The organism is Geodermatophilus sp. SYSU D00779 (genome assembly GCF_054050595.1).
In genome coordinates this window covers 120,022-136,762 of the sequence record NZ_JBJGZQ010000012.1, presented here as the reverse complement: position 1 = coordinate 136,762, position 16,741 = coordinate 120,022, and the positions used below count along the sequence as shown (strand labels likewise).

Annotated in this window: 14 protein-coding genes; 9 read left to right on the top strand and 5 right to left on the bottom strand. The window is 75.3% G+C overall.

What is annotated here, in order from left to right:
- Nucleotides 1-42 precede the first annotated feature (42 nt).
- The 4 genes from ACI79G_RS11840 to ACI79G_RS11825 all read left to right on the top strand — a co-directional run bounded on the left by ACI79G_RS11840 (nucleotide 43) and on the right by ACI79G_RS11825 (nucleotide 4,834).
- On the top strand, nucleotides 43-2,136 hold the full coding sequence (locus ACI79G_RS11840; RefSeq protein WP_456881324.1) for a putative bifunctional diguanylate cyclase/phosphodiesterase: 2,094 nt from the start codon (nucleotides 43-45) through the stop codon (nucleotides 2,134-2,136).
- Nucleotides 2,137-2,342: 206 nt separating this feature from the next.
- Nucleotides 2,343-3,032 (top strand): NYN domain-containing protein, encoded by a 690-nt coding sequence (locus ACI79G_RS11835; RefSeq protein ID WP_456881323.1) that lies wholly within the window; start codon nucleotides 2,343-2,345, stop codon nucleotides 3,030-3,032.
- 5 nt (nucleotides 3,033-3,037) lie between these two features.
- Nucleotides 3,038-4,537 (top strand): phospholipase D-like domain-containing protein, encoded by a 1,500-nt coding sequence (locus tag ACI79G_RS11830; RefSeq protein WP_456881322.1) that lies wholly within the window; start codon nucleotides 3,038-3,040, stop codon nucleotides 4,535-4,537.
- Nucleotides 4,538-4,597: 60 nt separating this feature from the next.
- The gene (locus ACI79G_RS11825; protein WP_456881321.1) at nucleotides 4,598-4,834 is read left to right on the top strand and encodes a hypothetical protein; all 237 of its coding nucleotides are present in this window, start codon (nucleotides 4,598-4,600) and stop codon (nucleotides 4,832-4,834) included.
- Nucleotides 4,835-5,057: 223 nt separating this feature from the next.
- Here ACI79G_RS11825 and ACI79G_RS11820 read toward each other — a convergent pair whose 3' ends face one another.
- From ACI79G_RS11820 to ACI79G_RS11810, 3 genes are read right to left on the bottom strand one after another with little or no spacing between them, the layout of a single operon-like run.
- A complete protein-coding gene (locus tag ACI79G_RS11820) occupies nucleotides 5,058-5,915 on the bottom strand; it encodes a formate/nitrite transporter family protein (RefSeq protein WP_456881320.1) in 858 nt (285 codons plus the stop codon).
- Entirely contained in the window at nucleotides 5,915-6,574 is a 660-nt protein-coding gene (locus ACI79G_RS11815; RefSeq protein ID WP_456881319.1) for a pyridoxamine 5'-phosphate oxidase family protein, read from the bottom strand. Before ACI79G_RS11815 ends, ACI79G_RS11820 begins: the two co-directional genes overlap by 1 nt.
- Nucleotides 6,575-6,611: 37 nt before the next feature.
- Entirely contained in the window at nucleotides 6,612-9,221 is a 2,610-nt protein-coding gene (locus ACI79G_RS11810) for a sensor domain-containing protein (RefSeq protein WP_456881318.1), read from the bottom strand.
- A gap of 273 nt (nucleotides 9,222-9,494) precedes the next feature.
- Between ACI79G_RS11810 and ACI79G_RS11805 the strand changes: the two genes are divergently transcribed.
- The 4 genes from ACI79G_RS11805 (at nucleotide 9,495) to ACI79G_RS11790 (ending at nucleotide 14,250) form a co-directional block, all read left to right on the top strand.
- A complete protein-coding gene (locus ACI79G_RS11805; RefSeq protein WP_456881317.1) occupies nucleotides 9,495-10,130 on the top strand; it encodes a flagellar brake protein in 636 nt (211 codons plus the stop codon).
- Nucleotides 10,131-10,229: 99 nt separating this feature from the next.
- Nucleotides 10,230-10,889, top strand: a complete 660-nt coding sequence (locus tag ACI79G_RS11800; RefSeq protein WP_456881316.1) for a PilZ domain-containing protein — start codon at nucleotides 10,230-10,232, stop codon at nucleotides 10,887-10,889.
- 56 nt (nucleotides 10,890-10,945) lie between these two features.
- Nucleotides 10,946-12,643, top strand: coding sequence for an ABC transporter (locus ACI79G_RS11795; RefSeq protein WP_456881315.1), 1,698 nt, complete (start codon nucleotides 10,946-10,948; stop codon nucleotides 12,641-12,643).
- On the top strand, nucleotides 12,640-14,250 hold the full coding sequence (locus ACI79G_RS11790; protein WP_456881314.1) for a GTPase: 1,611 nt from the start codon (nucleotides 12,640-12,642) through the stop codon (nucleotides 14,248-14,250). The genes ACI79G_RS11795 and ACI79G_RS11790 overlap by 4 nt, the downstream gene beginning before the upstream one ends.
- Nucleotides 14,251-14,324: 74 nt before the next feature.
- On the opposite strand, the gene ACI79G_RS11785 is transcribed toward ACI79G_RS11790, so the two are convergent.
- Nucleotides 14,325-14,816, bottom strand: coding sequence for an ATP-binding protein (locus ACI79G_RS11785; RefSeq protein ID WP_245700503.1), 492 nt, complete (start codon nucleotides 14,814-14,816; stop codon nucleotides 14,325-14,327).
- 154 nt (nucleotides 14,817-14,970) lie between these two features.
- Here ACI79G_RS11785 and ACI79G_RS11780 point away from each other — a divergent pair, with 154 nt between their 5' ends.
- A complete protein-coding gene (locus ACI79G_RS11780; protein WP_456881313.1) occupies nucleotides 14,971-15,657 on the top strand; it encodes a GAF and ANTAR domain-containing protein in 687 nt (228 codons plus the stop codon).
- Between the two features lie 132 nt (nucleotides 15,658-15,789).
- Here the strand turns inward: ACI79G_RS11780 and ACI79G_RS11775 are convergent, their stop codons facing one another.
- A complete protein-coding gene (locus ACI79G_RS11775; protein ID WP_456881312.1) occupies nucleotides 15,790-16,734 on the bottom strand; it encodes a nucleoside hydrolase in 945 nt (314 codons plus the stop codon).
- Nucleotides 16,735-16,741: the final 7 nt, after the last annotated feature.

The window sequence follows — 16,741 nt, the reverse complement described above, 5'->3', positions numbered from 1 at the left end:
GGTGACCTGACGTCTTCCGCAGGGGGAGAGAGAGCGGGAAGGGTGCACGGACACGTTCCGAGTGGGCACGTCGCGCCAGCCGACCCCTTCTCCTCGATCACCGACGCCGTCTACCGGATCGACCGCAGGTGGCGGTTCACCTACGTGAACGCCGCCGCCGAGCGGCTCCTCGGCCGCCGGGCCGACGAGATGATCGGCCGCTACGCCTTCGACTGCTTCCCGGAGACGCTCGGCACGGTCATCGAGGACGTCTACCGGGCGGTGCTCGCCGACCGGCGCGACCGCGAGTTCCACTACTTCTACCCGCCGCTGGACCGCTGGTTCGAGATCCGCGCCTTCGCCGACGCCGACGGCCTCACCGCCTTCCTCCGCGACGTCGACGACCAGCACCGCGCCGCCCAGCAGCGCGTCGCCGAGCTGCGGCAGCTGGGCGCCGTCCTCGAGGCGCTCCCCCCGGCCACGGTGGTGCTGGCGGGCGACGGCCGGATCGAGATGGTCAACCGGGCGTGGACGGCGAACGGCGAGGTGCTCGAACGCAGCGGCGACCGGTCCGCCCGGGTCGGTGAGCGCTACCTGGACGCGATGGCGCGGTACGTCGACGCCGAGCACCACGCCCGGATCGCCGCGGGGATGCGGAGGATCACCGACACCAGGGACCCGGCGTCCACGTTCACCTGCGACTACCCGCACCAGGTCGGCGCGGACACCGCGTGGTTCCGCCTGCAGGCCGCGCGGGTGGACGCCTCCGACCGGGTCATCGTCACCCACACCGACATCACCGAGCGGGTCCGCGACCAGCAGGCGCTGGCCTGGCGGGCCAGCCACGACGACCTCACCGGCCTGCCCAACCGCGCCCGGCTGCTGCAGCTCATCGGCGAGGCACTGCAGGACGGCGCCGGCCGGGCGGCGCTGCTCTTCCTCGACCTCGACGGGTTCAAGACCGTCAACGACTCCCTCGGCCACGAGGTCGGGGACGAGCTGCTGCGCCAGGTCGGTGGCCGGCTCGCCGAGCAGGTCCGCCCGGAGGACGCCGTGGGGCGGCTGGGCGCCGACCAGTTCCTCGTCCTCGCCCGCGATTGCGACACCGCCGAGGCCGCGGCCCTGGCCTTCCGGCTGCAGAACTCCTTCTCCCGCCCCTTCCACGCCGCGGGCATCTCGGTGCCGCTGTCGGCCAGCATCGGCGTCGCCGCCGCCGCGCCCGGCGCCGACCGGGCCCACCAGCTGCTCAGCGACGCCGACACCGCCGCCTTCGCCGCGAAGGGCGCCGGCCGCGACCGCGTGCACGTCTTCTCGCCAGGGTTGCGCGAGGCGGCGCGGTGGCGGCTGGAGGTGGCCAACCGGCTGCGGGACGGCGCCGTCGACGAGTTCGTCGTCCACTACCAGCCGGTGGTCCGGGTGGACACCGGCGAGATCGAGGGCGTGGAGGCGCTGCTGCGCTGGCAGCACCCCGAGCGGGGGCTGCTCACCCCCGATGCCTTCCTCTCCGTGGCCGAGGAGACCGGCCAGCTGATCCCGATCACCCGCTGGCTGCTCGGCGAGACCACCCGGCAGGCCGCGGCGTGGGCCGAGCAGGGGCTGCCGCTGCGCATGTCGGTCAACATCAGCGCCCGGCACTTCTCCGCCGAGACGCTGGTCCACGACGTGCGGGTGGCGCTGCACGACTCCGGGCTCGCCCCGGAGAGCCTGGTGCTGGAGCTGACCGAGACCAGCGTCGCCGAGGACCCCACCCGCGCCGAGGACCAGCTCGCCGTGCTCCAGAGCTCGGGTGTGACGGTGGCGATCGACGACTTCGGGACCGGCTGGTCCTCCCTCGCCCAGCTGCTCGCGCTGCCCATCGGCACGCTCAAGATCGACCGCTCGCTGCTGACCGCCGCCGCCCGGCTGGCGTCCCACGGCACCGGACCGGTCCTGGCCGCCATCGTCTCGCTGGCCCGCACCCTCGGCATCCGGTCGGTCGCCGAGGGCGTGGAGACGCCTGCGCACCTGCAGATGGTCCGCGACGCCGGCTGCGACCTGGCCCAGGGTTACCTCCTCGCCCAGCCGATGCCGGCCTCCGACGTCCTGCGGTGGGCGTCCCGGGTCCGGGCAGCGGGTGGTGACTCGTGCGCCTTCGCGCTGCGGACCCGCGTCTGCTGAGCGGCCCGGTGCGGGCCCGCCGGCTGCGCCGCCGCATGCCGCGACGGGCCACGTCACCGGGCGGTCCGCCACGCACGACGGGTGCGCCGTCCTCCGATCCGCCCCCGGCCGGGCAGACTGCCCCGGGGACCGAGCGTGCGAGGTCCCCCGAGGACACAGCACCGCCGTCGGGCACGTGGCACGACGAGCGTCAGCGAGGAGGACACGTGACCGACCTGGACGCCGCCGCGGGGACCGCCCTCGACACCGACGCGTTCGACGGGCGGACGCGCCCGGCGCTGGACCTGCTCATCTGGGACGCGCCGAACATCGACATGACCCTCTCGACGGTGATCGGGGCCCGCCCCACCGCGGCCTCGCGCCCTCGGTTCGACGCGATCGCCGCGTGGTTCGTCGAGGGCGCCGGCGACCCAGGCGCGATCGACGCCCCCGAGGTCGAGGCGTGCGTCTTCGCCAACATCCCGCCGGTGGTGGGCAGCCTGCAGCGCTGGGTCGAGGCGCTGCGCAGCTTCGGCTTCGCCGTCTTCGCCCGGCCCAAGCAGCAGCCCGACGACGACATCGACCAGGCGATGCTCGACCACATCGAGGTCCGCCAGCACAGCCACCGGCTCCGCCGGCTGGTCGTCTTCTCCGGCGACGGCCGCAACTTCGCCGAGCCGCTGGAGGAGCTGGCCCGCGCCGGCACCCAGGTCACCGTCGTCGCGTTCAGCGAGGTCGCCGGCTACGCCATCGGCTCGGACCTGCTGGAGTTCATCGACATCGAGGACGTGCCCGGCGCCTTCGCCGTCCCCCTGGACCGGGTGCGCCTCGACGCACTGCCGCCGGACGGCGCCTGGCTGCGGCCCACCCGCAGCCTGCGGGACTTCGTCAGCTCCTACGTGCGCCGCAACGGCTGACCGGGGTGGCCGACGGGGGTGCCGGGCCGGTCGCCACCGAGGACCTGCTGGTCCCGGGGGAGACGTGCTGGCGGATCGAGCGGGCCGACCGGTTCGCCGTCTTCGTGGACGCCGCCGACTACTTCGCGGCGCTGAAGGAGTCGGTGCTGCGCGCGCGCCGCCGGGTGCTGTTCATCGGCTGGGACTTCGACCCGCGCATCCAGCTCGACCCCCGCCGGAACGGCTCCGCACGCACCGACCGGCTGGGCCGGGTCCTCGAGACCGCCGTCCGGAGGAACCCGGAGCTGGAGATCGGGGTCCTGCACTGGGACGTCGGCATGCTGATCGCGCTGGTCCGCGGCCTGGCGCCGATCGTGCTGCTCAACCGGCGGACGCCCGACCGGCTCACCTTCACCGTGGACCAGCACCACCCGATCGGCGGCGCGCACCACCAGAAGATCGTGGTGGTCGACGACTGCCTGGCCTTCGCCGGCGGCATCGACGTCACCACCGACCGGTGGGACACCGACGAGCACCGCGACGGCCACCCGCTGCGCCGCCGGCCGGGCTCGGGCCGCCGCTCGGGGCCCTGGCACGACGTGACCAGCGTCGTCTCCGGGGACGCCGCCCGGGCCATCGGCGACCTGGCGCGGGAGCGGTGGGAGAGCGCCACCGGGGACCGGCTGGAGCCGGTCGAGGGCCTGGAGGTGTGCTGGCCGGAGGACGTCGAGCCGCTGCTCACCGACGTCGACGTGGCCATCTCCCGCACCCGGCCGGAGCACGGCGGTACGGAGCTGGTGCACGAGATCGAGCTGCTGTGGCTGGCCGCCATCGCTGCCGCGCGGCGCGGCGTCTACATCGAGAGCCAGTTCTTCGCCAACCGCCGGATCGCCGAGGCCATCGCCCAGCGGCTGGCCGAGCCCGATGGGCCCGACGTCGTGGTCGTGAACCCGGAGAGCTCGGCGAGCTGGCTCGAGGAGAAGGCGATGGACACCGCGCGGGCCAAGCTGCTCGCGATGCTCGAGGACGCCGACGTGCACGACAGGTTCCGGCTGTACGTGCCGGTCACCGAGCGACGGCGGCGGATCTACGTGCACGCCAAGGTGCTCGTGGTCGACGACCGGCTGCTGCGGATCGGCTCGGCGAACCTCAACAACCGTTCGATGGGCCTGGACACCGAGTGCGACGTCTCGATCGAGGCCCGGCCCGGCGACCGCCACGACGAGGTCTCGGCCGCGGTCACCGGCCTGCGCGACCGGCTGCTGGGCGAGCACCTCGGCGTGCCGCCCGAGGAGGTGGCCCGGGCGGTGGCGGCGCACGACGGCCGCCTGGTCGCCGCGGTGGAGAGCCTGCGCCGGCCGCACGGGCGCTCGCTGGTGCCCTACGTCCCGCCGGAGCTCGGGCCCGGCGACCGGGTGCTGGCCGAGACGGAGCTGCTCGACGCCGAGCGGACGCCCAACCGGTGGCACCGGGTGCGCCGCAGCTTCCGGCCGCGGCTGGCCGGCTCGCGGACCCGCCGCCGCTGACCGCCGGTGTCCCGCGGCCCGCGGCGGGGAAGGAACCGACCCCGGACGCGAGGAGGGGCCATGGCGGTCTGCGAGGTCTGCGGCAACGACTACGACATGAGCTTCGAGGTGGTCGCCCAGGGCGCGCGGCACACCTTCGACAGCTTCGAGTGCGCGATCCACAAGATGGCGCCGATCTGCGAGCACTGCGGCGTGAAGGTCGTCGGCCACGGCGTCGTGGTCGAGGGGCGCTTCTACTGCTGCGCGCACTGCGCGCGGCACGAGCACGGGGACGCCCCGGTCCGCGACTCCGCCTGACTACAGCCGCGGGAGCATCGCAGCGAGCTCTGCGAGCGAGGAGCGGACCGTGGCGCGGAGTCGGGCCAGGGGGCTCCGCCTGAGGAAGGACCCCCTGCCCCCACCGCTCGCAGGCTCGCGGCGGGCCCCTGCAGGGGGCCGTAGCCCGTCACCACGCCCGCGGCGGGGCCCGCAGGGGGCCGCCGCGGGCTCGGCGTGCGCACCAGCGCCGGCGCTGTCGTCGTCAGACGGCCCGGCGTGGTCCCGGGACGGCGAGCTCGGGGGCCGCGGTGCCGGGTGGGACGACGGGCTCCTGGTCGCCGCGTCCCGCCCGCGAGGCATAGGCGGCCGCGACCAGCAGTCCACCGACGACGTTGCCGGGGATGGTCCACAGCAGGTTGCCGGCCAGGTCCGACCAGTCGGCGACCCCCTGGAGGGCGGCGAGCGAGAAGGTCGTCATGTTGGCGATCGAGTGCTCGAAGCCCGAGCCGATGAAGGCGAGCAGCCCCCACCACAGGACCGCCAACCGGGCTCCGTCGGTCGCGGCCCGGGTGGCCATCCAGACCGCCAGGCAGACGAGCGCGTTGCACAGGACCGCGCGCCAGAACAGCTGCGGACCGGTGGCGGCGTCCTTGGCCGCGACGATGCCGTCGAGCAGCGCCACGGCCGGTGAGGGTCCAGCCGCGCCGGCCGGCGAGCCGAGCACCCCGCTCAGGTGCACGGCGCCGGCCAGGGCCAGGGAGCCGACCGCGTTGCCCAGGAGGGAGAGCCCCCCGACCAGCCCGGCGGACCGCCAGGCGGTGGCCCGCCGGCTGATCCCGTGCGCCATCACCATGACGTTGCCCGTGAACAGCTCCGCGCCGGCGAAGACGACGAGGGTGAGCGCGAGACCGAAGACGGCTCCCTGCACCAGCCTGGTCGCCGGGGAGCCGGCTGCGGCCAGAGGAGCGGAGACGCTCACGAGGAGCACGACGGCGATCCCGACGTACGCCCCCGCCAGCACCGAGCTCTTGAGGTAACCGGCCGGGCTCTGGACCGCGGCCGCCTTGGCCACGGCCTGCGCCGTGGTCTCCGCGGCGGCCTCGGGGACGGTCCGCGGCATCAGGAGACCCCGCCCTGGACCGGAGCGCTCGCGGCCACGTCGTCGACCCACGGACGGGTCGAGTGCTTGGCCTTGAAGTAGTCCCCGCCCTTGCGGACGACGTCGTCGGTGCCCCACGCCTGGCGCACCTCGGACCGCTTGACCATCTGCGGGATGTGCTTGGAGCAGTGGATGTAGGCCTCGACCACGTCCACGGCGACCCACCGCTCGGGACGCCGTCCGCCGTCCTGCAGCAGCCCGTCGAGGACGCTGTCGGGCAGGTCGGTCCGGGCGAGCAGGTCGTCGTTCTCCAGGATCGACGCGCGGCCGTTGACGTGCAGCCCGATGGCATCGCCGCAGAAGTCGAGGAACAGCAGGCCGATGTGCCCGTTCTCGACGATGTTGCCGAGGCTGGCCATGACCCCGTTCCCCCGGTACTCGGGGTAGGCCAGGGTCCGGTCGTCCAGCACGCACACGAACCCGGGCGGGCCGGCGCGGAAGGAGCAGTCGGCCTCGCCGGAGGCGTCGGACGTCGCGACGAAGACCATCTCCATGCGGGCCACGAACTCCCGCATGTGGTCGTTGAGGTGGTCGAGCATCTGGTGGTTGTAGAAGCCGCGGGCGCGGCTGGTGGTGCCGTAGCGCTCCTGCAGCAGGTGTTCGCCGATCGAGCCGGGCATGAGTGGTCCCTGGGTCGGAGGGGAGGGGGAGTGGAGGTCAGTGCGAGCCGAGGAGGCGGTCCACCTCGGTGAGGCAACCCAGCGCCGCCACCGGGGTGTCCGGCTGGCTCATGAGGGAGGTCAGCGCGCCGGCGTCCAGCGGCCGGGCGAAGAAGTAGCCCTGGCCGATGTCGCAGTGCAGGCTCTGCAGCTCGCGCACGTGCTCACTGCGCTCGACGCCCTCGGCGACGGTCTCCAGCCGCAGCGTCTTGGCCAGCGAGACGATCGTGCGGGTCACCGCCGACTCCTCGAGGTTCGCGCCACCGAGCCCGTCGACGAAGGACTTGTCGATCTTGAGGATGTCGATGGGGAAGCGCTGCAGGTAGGTCAGCGACGAGTAGCCGGTCCCGAAGTCGTCGATCGCCAGACGGACGCCGAGCAGCTTGAGCGCCTCCAGGGTCTGGATCGTCGTCGCGGTGTCGTTCATGAGGACGCTCTCGGTGATCTCCAGCACCAGCAGGTGCGGGGGGAAGCCGGAGTCCTCGAGCGCGGCGGCGACCTCGTCGGCCAGCCGGGGCTGGCCGAGCTGACGGCCCGAGAGGTTGACGCTCATGACCAGGGGCTGGCGGTCGGGGAACCGGTCGAGCCAGACCCGGCCCTGCTGGCACGCGGCCCGCAGCACCCACCGCCCGAGCTCGTTGATCAGGCCGGTCTCCTCGGCGACGGGGATGAACTCCATCGGCGGGACCAGCCCGCGGTCGGGGTGCACCCAGCGCAGGAGCGCCTCGACACCGATGAGGCTGTTGGTGCGCAGGTCGATCTGCGGCTGGAAGTGCAGCACGAACTGGTCGCGTTCGAGCGCGCGGTGCAGGTCGTTGACGATCTCCAACCGGCGGACCGCGCCGGCCCGCATGAGGGAGTCGAAGACCTCGTACCGGGCGCGCCCGGCCTCCTTGGCGCGGTACATGGCCGCGTCGGCGTCCCGGAGAAGGCCGTGGGCGTCGCCCTCGATGCCGTCGGACACGGCGATGCCGATGCTGGCGGTCACGAAGACCTCGGCGCCGTCCAGCTCGAAGGGCTCCGCCAGCGCTCCGGCCAGCCGCTCGGCCAGCCCCTCGGCGTCCCGTTCGCCGATCGCGGACTCGGCGAGGACGACGAACTCGTCCCCGCCGAAGCGGGCGACGGTGTCCCCGGGGCGCACGACGGCGCGCAGCCGGGTGGCGGCAGCGGCGAGCAGGGTGTCGCCGGCGGAGTGCCCGAGGCTGTCGTTGATCAGCTTGAAGTGGTCGAGGTCGACGAAGACCACCGCGATCCCGCCGCGGCTGCGCTGCGCCAGGGCGACCTCCAGCCGGTCGAGCAGCAGCGTCCGGTTGGGGAGGCCGGTCAGCGGGTCGTGCAGGGCGTGGTGGGTCAGCCGGTCCTGGGCCAGCTCGCGCTCGACCACCCGGCCGAGCTGCGTGCCGATCTGGCCCATCACCTCGCACAGCGCGTCGTCGGCCTGCAGCGGCTCGGAGGTGAAGAACTCCAGGACGGCGGTGACCTCGCTGCCGACCAGGACGGGGAAGGCGAAGGCCGCGGCCAGCCCGCTGTCCCGGGCGGCGTCGCGCCGGGGGAAGTTGTCGTCGGCGGTGACGTCGACGACCCACCTGGGCTGCTTGGACGCCAGGACGCGGCCGGGGAGGCCGGTGCCGGCGCGGAAGGAGCTCGCGGTGCTGGCCTGCAGGAAGGGCACGTACCGCTCGTCGTCGGGGTGCACCCAGATGTTGGAGGAGCGCAGCGTCTCGCCGTCGTCGTCGACGATGTAGATGTGCCCGACCGGCCAGCCGGTGTGCTCGGCGATCATCCGCAGGCCGGTCTCCAGCGCCTCCCGCCCGCTGGAGGTCTCGTTGGACGCGACGCTGACCTGCTGCAGGAGCCGGACGAAGCCGGCCTCCCGGGCCAGCGCCTCCTCGGCCCGCTTGCGCTCGGTGATGTCCCGCAGGATGCCGGTGAAGAACCGGCCCTCCGCCCCGGCCCAGTGCGACAGCGAGAGCTCCACCGGGAACTCGGTGCCGTCCGCCCGCAGCGCGTGCACCTCGACGGCACCGGATCCGATGACCCGGGGTTCCCCGGTGAGCAGGAACCGGCCCATGCCGCGCTCGTGCGCGTCGCGGTACCGCTCCGGCATCAGCATGGTCAGCGGCTTGCCCAGGACGTCCTCGGCGCTGTAGCCGAACATGACCTGGCCGCCGCGGTTCCAGCTCACGATCAGCCCGCGCGCGTCGGCGGAGACGATCGCGTCGCTGGCCGACTCGGTGACCGCGCGGTACTTCGTCTCCAGCTGCTGCAGCGCCGACTCGGTCTGGTGCCGCGGTGCGACGTCCTGGAACCAGAAGACGGCGAGCGGCTCCCCGTCATGGCTCACCAGCGAGCTGACGTAGTCCACGGTCAGCGTGCTGCCGTCGACCGCGGTGAGCGGCGCCGTGCCCCGTGCCGGGCGGCCGGTGTGCAGCGGCGCGCACAGCGGACAGGCGGCCGGCGACTCGTCGACCGGCCGGCCGTGGTGCTCGTCGTGCACCTGGGCACCCAGCAGGAGCGGGCGAGCGGTCCCCAGCATGCGCGCGGCCGCATCGTTGGCCAGCACGCAGCGGCCGGCCGTGTCGACGGCGTAGACACCCTGGTCGGTCACGGCCAGGAGGCGGTCGGACAGGGTGGGTGCGGAGGTCCGGGCCGGACCGCGGTCGCGGTGCCAGGGACGGAGCTTGCGGGTCATGGAGAGCGGATCGGACGGGATCCGCGTTCCCTTGAGCACCGGTTCCCCACCTCCTCCCTCCGAGGGGGTCCGGGAGGGAGCAGGTCCCGCGGCGCGCGGTGGGGTGGCCGCACCGGGGACGGCGGTGACGGTTACCGTTCCGTCGCGGTACCGCGCCGCGATCGCCCAGGACCGAGCGGGGGGAGCCCGATGGACGCCGTTGGCGCCGTCCGTCCGGAGGTGGACGACGAGGCCGAGGTGACCCCGCGGGAGCACCGCTACCCCGTCAGCACCCGCGTCGAGCGGGTCACCGGCGAGACGGTCGTGGTGCGCCCCTCGGTCGGCGACTTCGCCGACCAGGAGGTCGTCCGGGTCGGTGACCACGTGCAGGTCCTCTGGCGGGACGCCACCGCCGTGTGGGCGCTGCCCGCGCAGGTCGCCGTGGTCGAGCGCGGCGCCGTCCCCCGCTGGCACCTGACCGTCCTCGGGCCCGCGGAGTCCGTCCAGCGGCGCGAGGCGGTCCGCGCCCGCCTCGCGGTGCCGGTCACCGTGGTGCTCGACTCGACCGACCTGGAGGGCGAGGTCGTCGACCTCAGCGAGCGCGGCATCCGCGCCGTCCTCGACGCCTTCGGCAGCCCGCCGGTGCCGGGCAGCGTCGTCCCGCTGACCGTGCACCTGGAGGACGGCGACGTCCCGGCGCGCGCCGAGGTCGTGTGGCACCACACCCGGGCCGGCCGCTGGGCCGTCTCGCTGCGCTTCCTCGACCTGCCCGAGCGGGAGCAGGACCGGGTCCGCCGCCGGGTGTTCCAGGCGATGCGCGAGGAGCGCGCCCGCCACTCCTCCTGAGGGACCCACCCGGCGCGGACGCTCAAGGTCCGGCGGGATCTGCCGATGTACCAGCGGCGGCTGACCGAGATGCCGCAGGTACAGAACCGGGAGGTCCCCATGAGCGACGTCGGCGACGACCGGCCGACCGCAGGCACCGAGGTCCAGCTGACCCCTCTCAGGAAGGGTGTCTCGCTGACCGGGTCGGTCGAGACCGTCGTGGGCGGCACGCTGGCCGATTCGAGACTCGTGGTCCGCCCGGACGCGCCCCAGCTCACGAAGGCGTGGGCGCTCAAGGCCGGCGACCGGGTCGAGGTCTTCTGGCGCGAACTCGGGGTCGGCCTGGCCCTGCCGACCCAGGTCGTGAACGTCCCGTCCGGGGACGACGCCTGCTGGCAGCTGCGGGTGACCGGCCCGGCCGAGCCCAGCCAGCGCCGCCAGGCGGTGCGCGCCGGCGTGCAGGTGCCGATCCGGGTGCACGTCGACGGCACCGACACGGTGGGGGAGACCGCCGACCTCAGCGAGGCCGGCTGCCGCGTCCTGGTCGACGGGTGGGGGCTGCCCCCGGAGCCCGGGCTGCCCGCGGAGATCGCCCTCGACCTGGAGGACGGCGAGCTGATCGCGCCGGCCCGGGTCGTGCGCGTGCTGGTGCGCGGCGCCCGCTGGTACATCTCCCTGGAACTCAGGGACCCGTCCGAGCAGACGCGGGACCGGCTGCGGCGGCGCGTCTTCGCGGAGCTGCGCGCCGAGCGCGCCCGGCGGGCCGACGCCGACGAGTGACGTCCATCGGGCCACGGTCCGACTAGAAGCCCGACCTGCGGGATAGTCCCCGGGGCGTGACCGTCGCCGCCCGCCTGCCCGAGGCCCTCACGGCCCTGCGGGACGCCGTCGCGGCCGCCCCGCTCGGCCTGGCCACGCCGGGCAGCGAGGCCGCCCGGCGCGCGGCCCGCGGGGTGGTCGAGCAGGTCGACGACTACCTGCTGCCCCGGCTGCTCGACCTCGACGCCCCGCTGCTCACCGTCGTCGGCGGCTCGACCGGGGCCGGCAAGTCCACGCTGGTCAACAGCCTCGTCGGCGCCCCGGTCACCACGCCGGGCGTGCTGCGGCCGACCACCCGGTCGCCGGTGCTGGTCTGCGCCCGCACCGATGTCCCCGCCTTCGAGGGCGACCGGGTGCTGCCCGGCCTGGCCCGGGTCACCGGCGGGGCCGGCAGCCCCGGCACGCTGCAGCTGGTGCCGCGGGACGACGTCCCGCCCGGCCTGGCACTGCTCGACGCGCCCGACGTCGACTCGGTCGTGGAGTCCAACCGCGAGCTGGCCGCCCAGCTGCTGGCCGCCGCCGACCTGTGGGTCTTCGTCACCACCGCGGCCCGCTACGCCGACGCCGTCCCGTGGGACGTGTTGCGGACGGCGCAGGAGCGCGGCACCGCGCTGGCCGTCGTCCTGGACCGGGTGCCGCCGGGCGCCGCCGACGAGATCGCCCCCGACCTCGCCGGGATGCTCGACCGCGCCGGGCTGTCGGGCGTGCGGCTGTTCGTCGTCGAGGAGCGGCCGCTCGTCGACGGCTTCCTCCCGGAGGACCAGGTCGCCCCGCTGCGTGGCTGGCTGCACGCGCTCGCCGCCGACCAGGAGCAGCGGGCCGCCGTCGTCCGGCAGACCCTCACCGGCGCCCTGGCCAGCCTGGAGGACCGGGTGGCGGGCATCGCGGCCGAGGTCGAGCAGCAGGCGCAGGCCGCCCGCGCGCTGCGGGAGGCGGCCGCCGCGTCCTACACCGCCGCCTACGAGGGCATCGACGAGGGCGTGCGCAGCGGCAGCCTGCTGCGCGGCGAGGTGCTGGCCCGCTGGCAGGAGTTCGTCGGCACCGGCGAGTGGATGCGCTCGCTGCAGAGCTCGATCGGCCGGCTGCGCGACCGGGTCACGGCCGCGATCACCGGCCGCCCCTCGCCCGCCGCCGAGCTGCAGGGAGCCCTGGAGACGAGCGTCGAGACGCTGCTGCGCGCCGAGGCCGACCGCGCCGCCGAGCGCACGGTCACCGTCTGGCGGGCGCTGCCCGGCGGCCCGCCGCTGCTGGCGGCCGCCGACACCGACCTCGACCGGGTCTCGCCGGACTTCCCCGAGGCCGCCGCGGCGCAGGTCCGCGACTGGCAGGGCTACGTGCTCGACCTGGTCCGCGACCAGGGCGCCGACAAGCGGACCCGCGCACGGGTGCTCTCCTGGGGGGTCAACGGCGCCGGCGCCGTCGTCATGGTGGCCGTCTTCGCGCACACCGGCGGGCTGACCGGCGGGGAGGTGGCGGTGGCCGGCGGCACGACGGCGCTGGGCCAGCGGCTGCTGGAGGCGGTGTTCGGCGACGCCGCCGTCCGCTCGCTGGCCGCCCGCGCCCGGGAGGACCTGCAGGCCCGCGCCGACGCGCTGCTGCGCTACGAGCAGGGCCGCTTCGACGCGCTGGTCGACGCGGCCGGACCGGGCCCCGACGCCGCCGCCGAGCTGCGTGCCGCCGCGGCCGCGCTGGCCGCGGCCCGGGACCGGGCATGAGGGGACGGACGCCGCCGCTGGCCGACCGGCTGGCGGCGCTGCGCGAGGCGGTCGAGGTCGCCGACGGCCGCCTCGAGGTCCCCGAGCTGGCCGAGGCCCGGACGCTGCTGGCCAAGGCCGGTGCCCGCGAGGCGCTCGGCGACGCCACCGTCGTCGCGCTGGCCGGCGCCACCGGCAGCGGCAAGTCCACGCTGTTCAACGCGCTGTCGGGCAGCGAGGTGAGCACCCCCGGCGTCCGCCGGCCGACCACCGGGGTGGCACACGCGACCGTGTGGGGCGCCGACGAGGCGACCGACCGGCTGCTCGACTGGCTGCAGGTGCCGCGCCGGCACCGGCACGCCCCCGAGCCGGCACTGGACGGCCTGGTGCTGCTGGACCTGCCCGACCACGACAGCGTGCGGCTCGAGCACCGGCTGGAGGTCGACCGGCTGGTGCAGCTGGTCGACGTGCTGGTGTGGGTGCTCGACCCCGAGAAGTACGCCGACGCCGCCGTCCACGAGCGCTACCTGGTCCCGCTGGCCGGGCACGCGGGCGTGCTGCTCGTCGTCCTCAACCAGGTCGACCGGCTCGACCCCGCGGCCGTGCGGGCCTGCCTGACCGACCTGCGCGGCCTGCTCGACCGGGAGGGCCTGGCGGACACGCCGCTGCTCGCCGTCTCCGGGCGCACCGGCACCGGTCTCGGCGAGCTGCGTGCCGACCTGGCCCGGCGGGTGTCGGCCCGGCGGGCGGCGACCGACCGGCTCACCGCCGACGTCCGCGGGGTGGCGACAGCGCTGGCGGCGCACTGCGCTGCCGGCTCCCCGGCCCACGGCGGGAGCGGTGTGGGCCGGGCCGAGCGCGAGCAGCTCACCGATGCGCTGGCCGACGCGGCCGGGGTGCCCGCGGTCACCGCCGCCGTCGAGCGGTCCGTGCGCCGCAGCGGGACGGCAGCAACCGGCTGGCCGCTGGTGCGCTGGACGCGGAAGCTGCGCCCGGACCCGCTCGACCGGCTGCACCTGGGACAGGCCGCGGACGACGACGGGGCGGTGGTGGCCCGCACGTCGCTGCCGGCCGCGGGCGCGGTGCAGCGGGCCGGGGTGACCCGGGCGGTGCGCGCGGCGCGGGAGGCCGCGGGGGAGGGCCTGCCCGAGGCGTGGCGCGACGAGCTGCGGCGGACCGTCGAGGTGTCGGAGGAGCAGCTGGCCGACCGGCTCGACCGGGCCGTCGCCGGCACCGACCTCGGTCCGCAGCGGACCCCGCTGTGGCAGCGCGCGGTGGGTGGGCTGCAGTGGCTGCTCACCCTGGTCGCGCTGGCGGGCGCGCTGTGGCTGCTGGCGCTGGTGGTCCTCGGCTTCTTCCAGCTCGACGACGTCGTCCCGCTGCCCCGGGTGGAGGGGCTGCCGCTGCCCACGCTGCTGCTGGTCGGCGGGTTGCTGGCCGGGGCGCTGCTGGCCCTGGTCGCCCGGCCACTGGTGGGGCTGCGGGCACGACGGCGCGCGCGGCGGGCCGAGCAGCGGCTCTACGCGGCGGTGGACGTCGTCGCGCAGGAGGAGGTGCTGGCCCCGATGGCCGAGGTCCGCGAGGACCACGACCGCTACTGCGCCGCCGTGACCCGCGCCCGGAGGTAGTGGGCTCCGGGGCTCGACGCCCGTCGGGAGGGCACCCGGCCACGGTGCGATCCGGAGGATCGCGGTGTCACCGCTCAGTCGCGGTGGTGCTCCCCGGCGCGCGGCTCGGGCACGGAACCGGTCTCCAGGGGGGCCAGGCCGTTGGGCAGCATCGCCCAGACGTGCTTGCGGCCCGGGCGGCTCTCCCAGCCGTAGTCGGTGGACAGCTGCGCCACCAGGTGCAGCCCCATGCCGCCGAGCGCCGGGTCGCGGTCGACTGCGGGGACCGGCGGGCGATCGGGTGCCTCGTCGCTGAGGTCGAGCAGCCAGCCGTCGGTGCCCGCCACGACGAGCGCGCGCACCGCGCCGCCGCCGTGCCGCAGCGCGTTGGAGGCCAGCTCCTCGAACACCAGCAGCAGCCCGTCGCGGGCGTCGTCGGTGGACGTCGAGCAGACCGACGGGTGGGCGACGCGTGCCCGCAGGTCGGCCCGGACGCGGGAGACGACGTGCATCGCCTCGAGCTGCCAGTGCCACACGTCGCCCGCGAGGGACGGCACGGGTGCGTGCGGCCACGGCTCCTGGCCCAAGGCAACCTCCTCCGCCGTCGCTGGGCGACCAGGTCGGGGTGGACCCACCACCGACCCGCTTCCCCATCCTGACCGAAAGGCCCGTTTCGTGCAGCGGCGGCCCCCGGAGGGTCGTCTCCGGCTCCCGGCGGCGTGCGTGGGGCAGACTGGCCGCGTGCAGGATCTCTGGCGGGACCTGAGCCAGGTGGTGCTGGCCGACAGGAGTCTGGACGACGTCCTCGGCGAGGTCACCGACATCGCCGCCCGCAGCATCCCCGGCGCCGAGTCCACGTCGATCACCCTGGTCCGCGGGGACAAGGCCTTCACCGCCGCGCACACCGGTGAGATGGCGCTGGCCGCCGACGAGCTGCAGTACGAGCGCGGCTACGGGCCCTGCATGGACGCCGGCCGGGCCGGCGTGGTGCTGCGGGTCGACGACATGCGCACCGAGCAGCGCTGGCGCGAGTACACCGCCCGGGTGATCGAGGTCGGCGTCCGGAGCTCGCTGTCGATGCCGCTGCCCTACCAGGGCAGCTCGATCGGCGCGCTGAACGTCTACTCGACCCAGCCGGCGGCCTTCGCCTCGCAGGACTCGGAGGAGGCGGCGACCACGGTGGCCGAGGCCGTCGCGGTCCTGGTGGCCAACGCCGACGCGCACGACCGGCTGGGCGAGCACGCCCACAACATGCGGCTGGCGATGGAGTCGCGTGCGGTGATCGAGCAGGCCAAGGGCGTGCTGATGGCCCAGCAAGGGGTCGACGCCGAGCAGGCGTTCGAGGTCATGCGGGACGCGTCGCAGCGCTACAACCGCAAGCTGCGCGACATCGCCCGCGGCATCGTCGAGTCCACCCAGCGGCGCTAGCAGGGGGACCGCCCTCCCCCCAGGCCTCGTGGGAGGACCCCCTGCGAAGGACCCCCTCCTCCCCACCCCTCGCAGGCTCGGGGCGGGACCCGGGAGGGGGCCGGCGGGGCCCTGGAGGGCGGCCGGTCCGCCTCAGTTCCGCGCGTCCAGCCCCTCCAGCCGGCTGACGAGGAACTCCACCGCCGCGGCGCTGTCCACCGTCTCCGCCACCTCGACCGCGGTGGGGGACGACGAGACGCTGCGCCGGTCGACCAGCGTCTGCCCGCGGCCGGCACCCAGGGTGGTGTCGACGACGACGTCCCGCCGCACGGTGCCCAGCGTGCCGGGCACGATCGCCTCGGTCAGCGCCAGCGCGTCGTGCAGCACGACGCCGGTCGTGCCGTAGCTGGTGCGGGCGTGGTCGACGTACTGCTGCAGGATCGCCGCAGCGGTCGCCCCGACCGGCCCGGCCGCCGCGAACCGGGCGATGCCGTCGGCGTCGAGCACGGTGGGCAGCGTGACGTCCAGGCCGACCAGCACGGTGGGGACGCCGGAGCCGAGCACCCGCTGGGCGGCCTCCGGGTCGGCCCACACGTTGAACTCCGCGGCCGCGGTGACGTTCCCGCCGCGCGCGGCCGAGCCGCCCATGAGCACCAGCCGGCCGATCCGCTCGGCGGCCTCGGGGTAGGTGGCCAGCAGCAGCGCGACGTTCGTCCACGGGCCGATCGCGGCCACCGTCACCGGCGCCTCCGCGGCCAGCAGCACCTCGGCCATCGCGACCACCGCCGGGCGCGGGTCCGGCGCGGCCGGCGAGGGCTCCAGCTGGACGCCGCCCAGGCCGGTCTCGCCGTGCACGTGGCCGGCCCGCTCGGGCTGCCGGTAGACCAGCGAGTCGCGGGCTCCGGCGGCCACCGGGACGTCGGAGCGCCCGGCCAGGTGCAGCACCCGCAGCGCGTTGTCGGTGGTCTGCGCCAGCTCGACGTTGCCGTGCACCGTGGTGACCAGCCGCAGGTCGACCTCCGGGCTGGCCAGCGCCAGCAGGATGGCCAGGGCGTCGTCGATGCCGGGGTCGGTGTCGATCACCAGGGGGGTCGCCACGGGCCCG

Bases quoted from the DNA above. Each gene is read 5' to 3' on its own strand.
- ACI79G_RS11815 (WP_456881319.1), bottom strand. From the start codon at position 6,574: ATGCCCGGCTCGATCGGCGAACACCTGCTGCAGGAGCGCTACGGCACC.
- ACI79G_RS11820 (WP_456881320.1), bottom strand. From the start codon at position 5,915: ATGCCGCGGACCGTCCCCGAGGCCGCCGCGGAGACCACGGCGCAGGCC.
- ACI79G_RS11825 (WP_456881321.1), top strand. From the start codon at position 4,598: ATGGCGGTCTGCGAGGTCTGCGGCAACGACTACGACATGAGCTTCGAG.
- ACI79G_RS11790 (WP_456881314.1), top strand. From the start codon at position 12,640: ATGAGGGGACGGACGCCGCCGCTGGCCGACCGGCTGGCGGCGCTGCGC.
- ACI79G_RS11805 (WP_456881317.1), top strand. From the start codon at position 9,495: ATGGACGCCGTTGGCGCCGTCCGTCCGGAGGTGGACGACGAGGCCGAG.
- ACI79G_RS11800 (WP_456881316.1), top strand. From the start codon at position 10,230: ATGAGCGACGTCGGCGACGACCGGCCGACCGCAGGCACCGAGGTCCAG.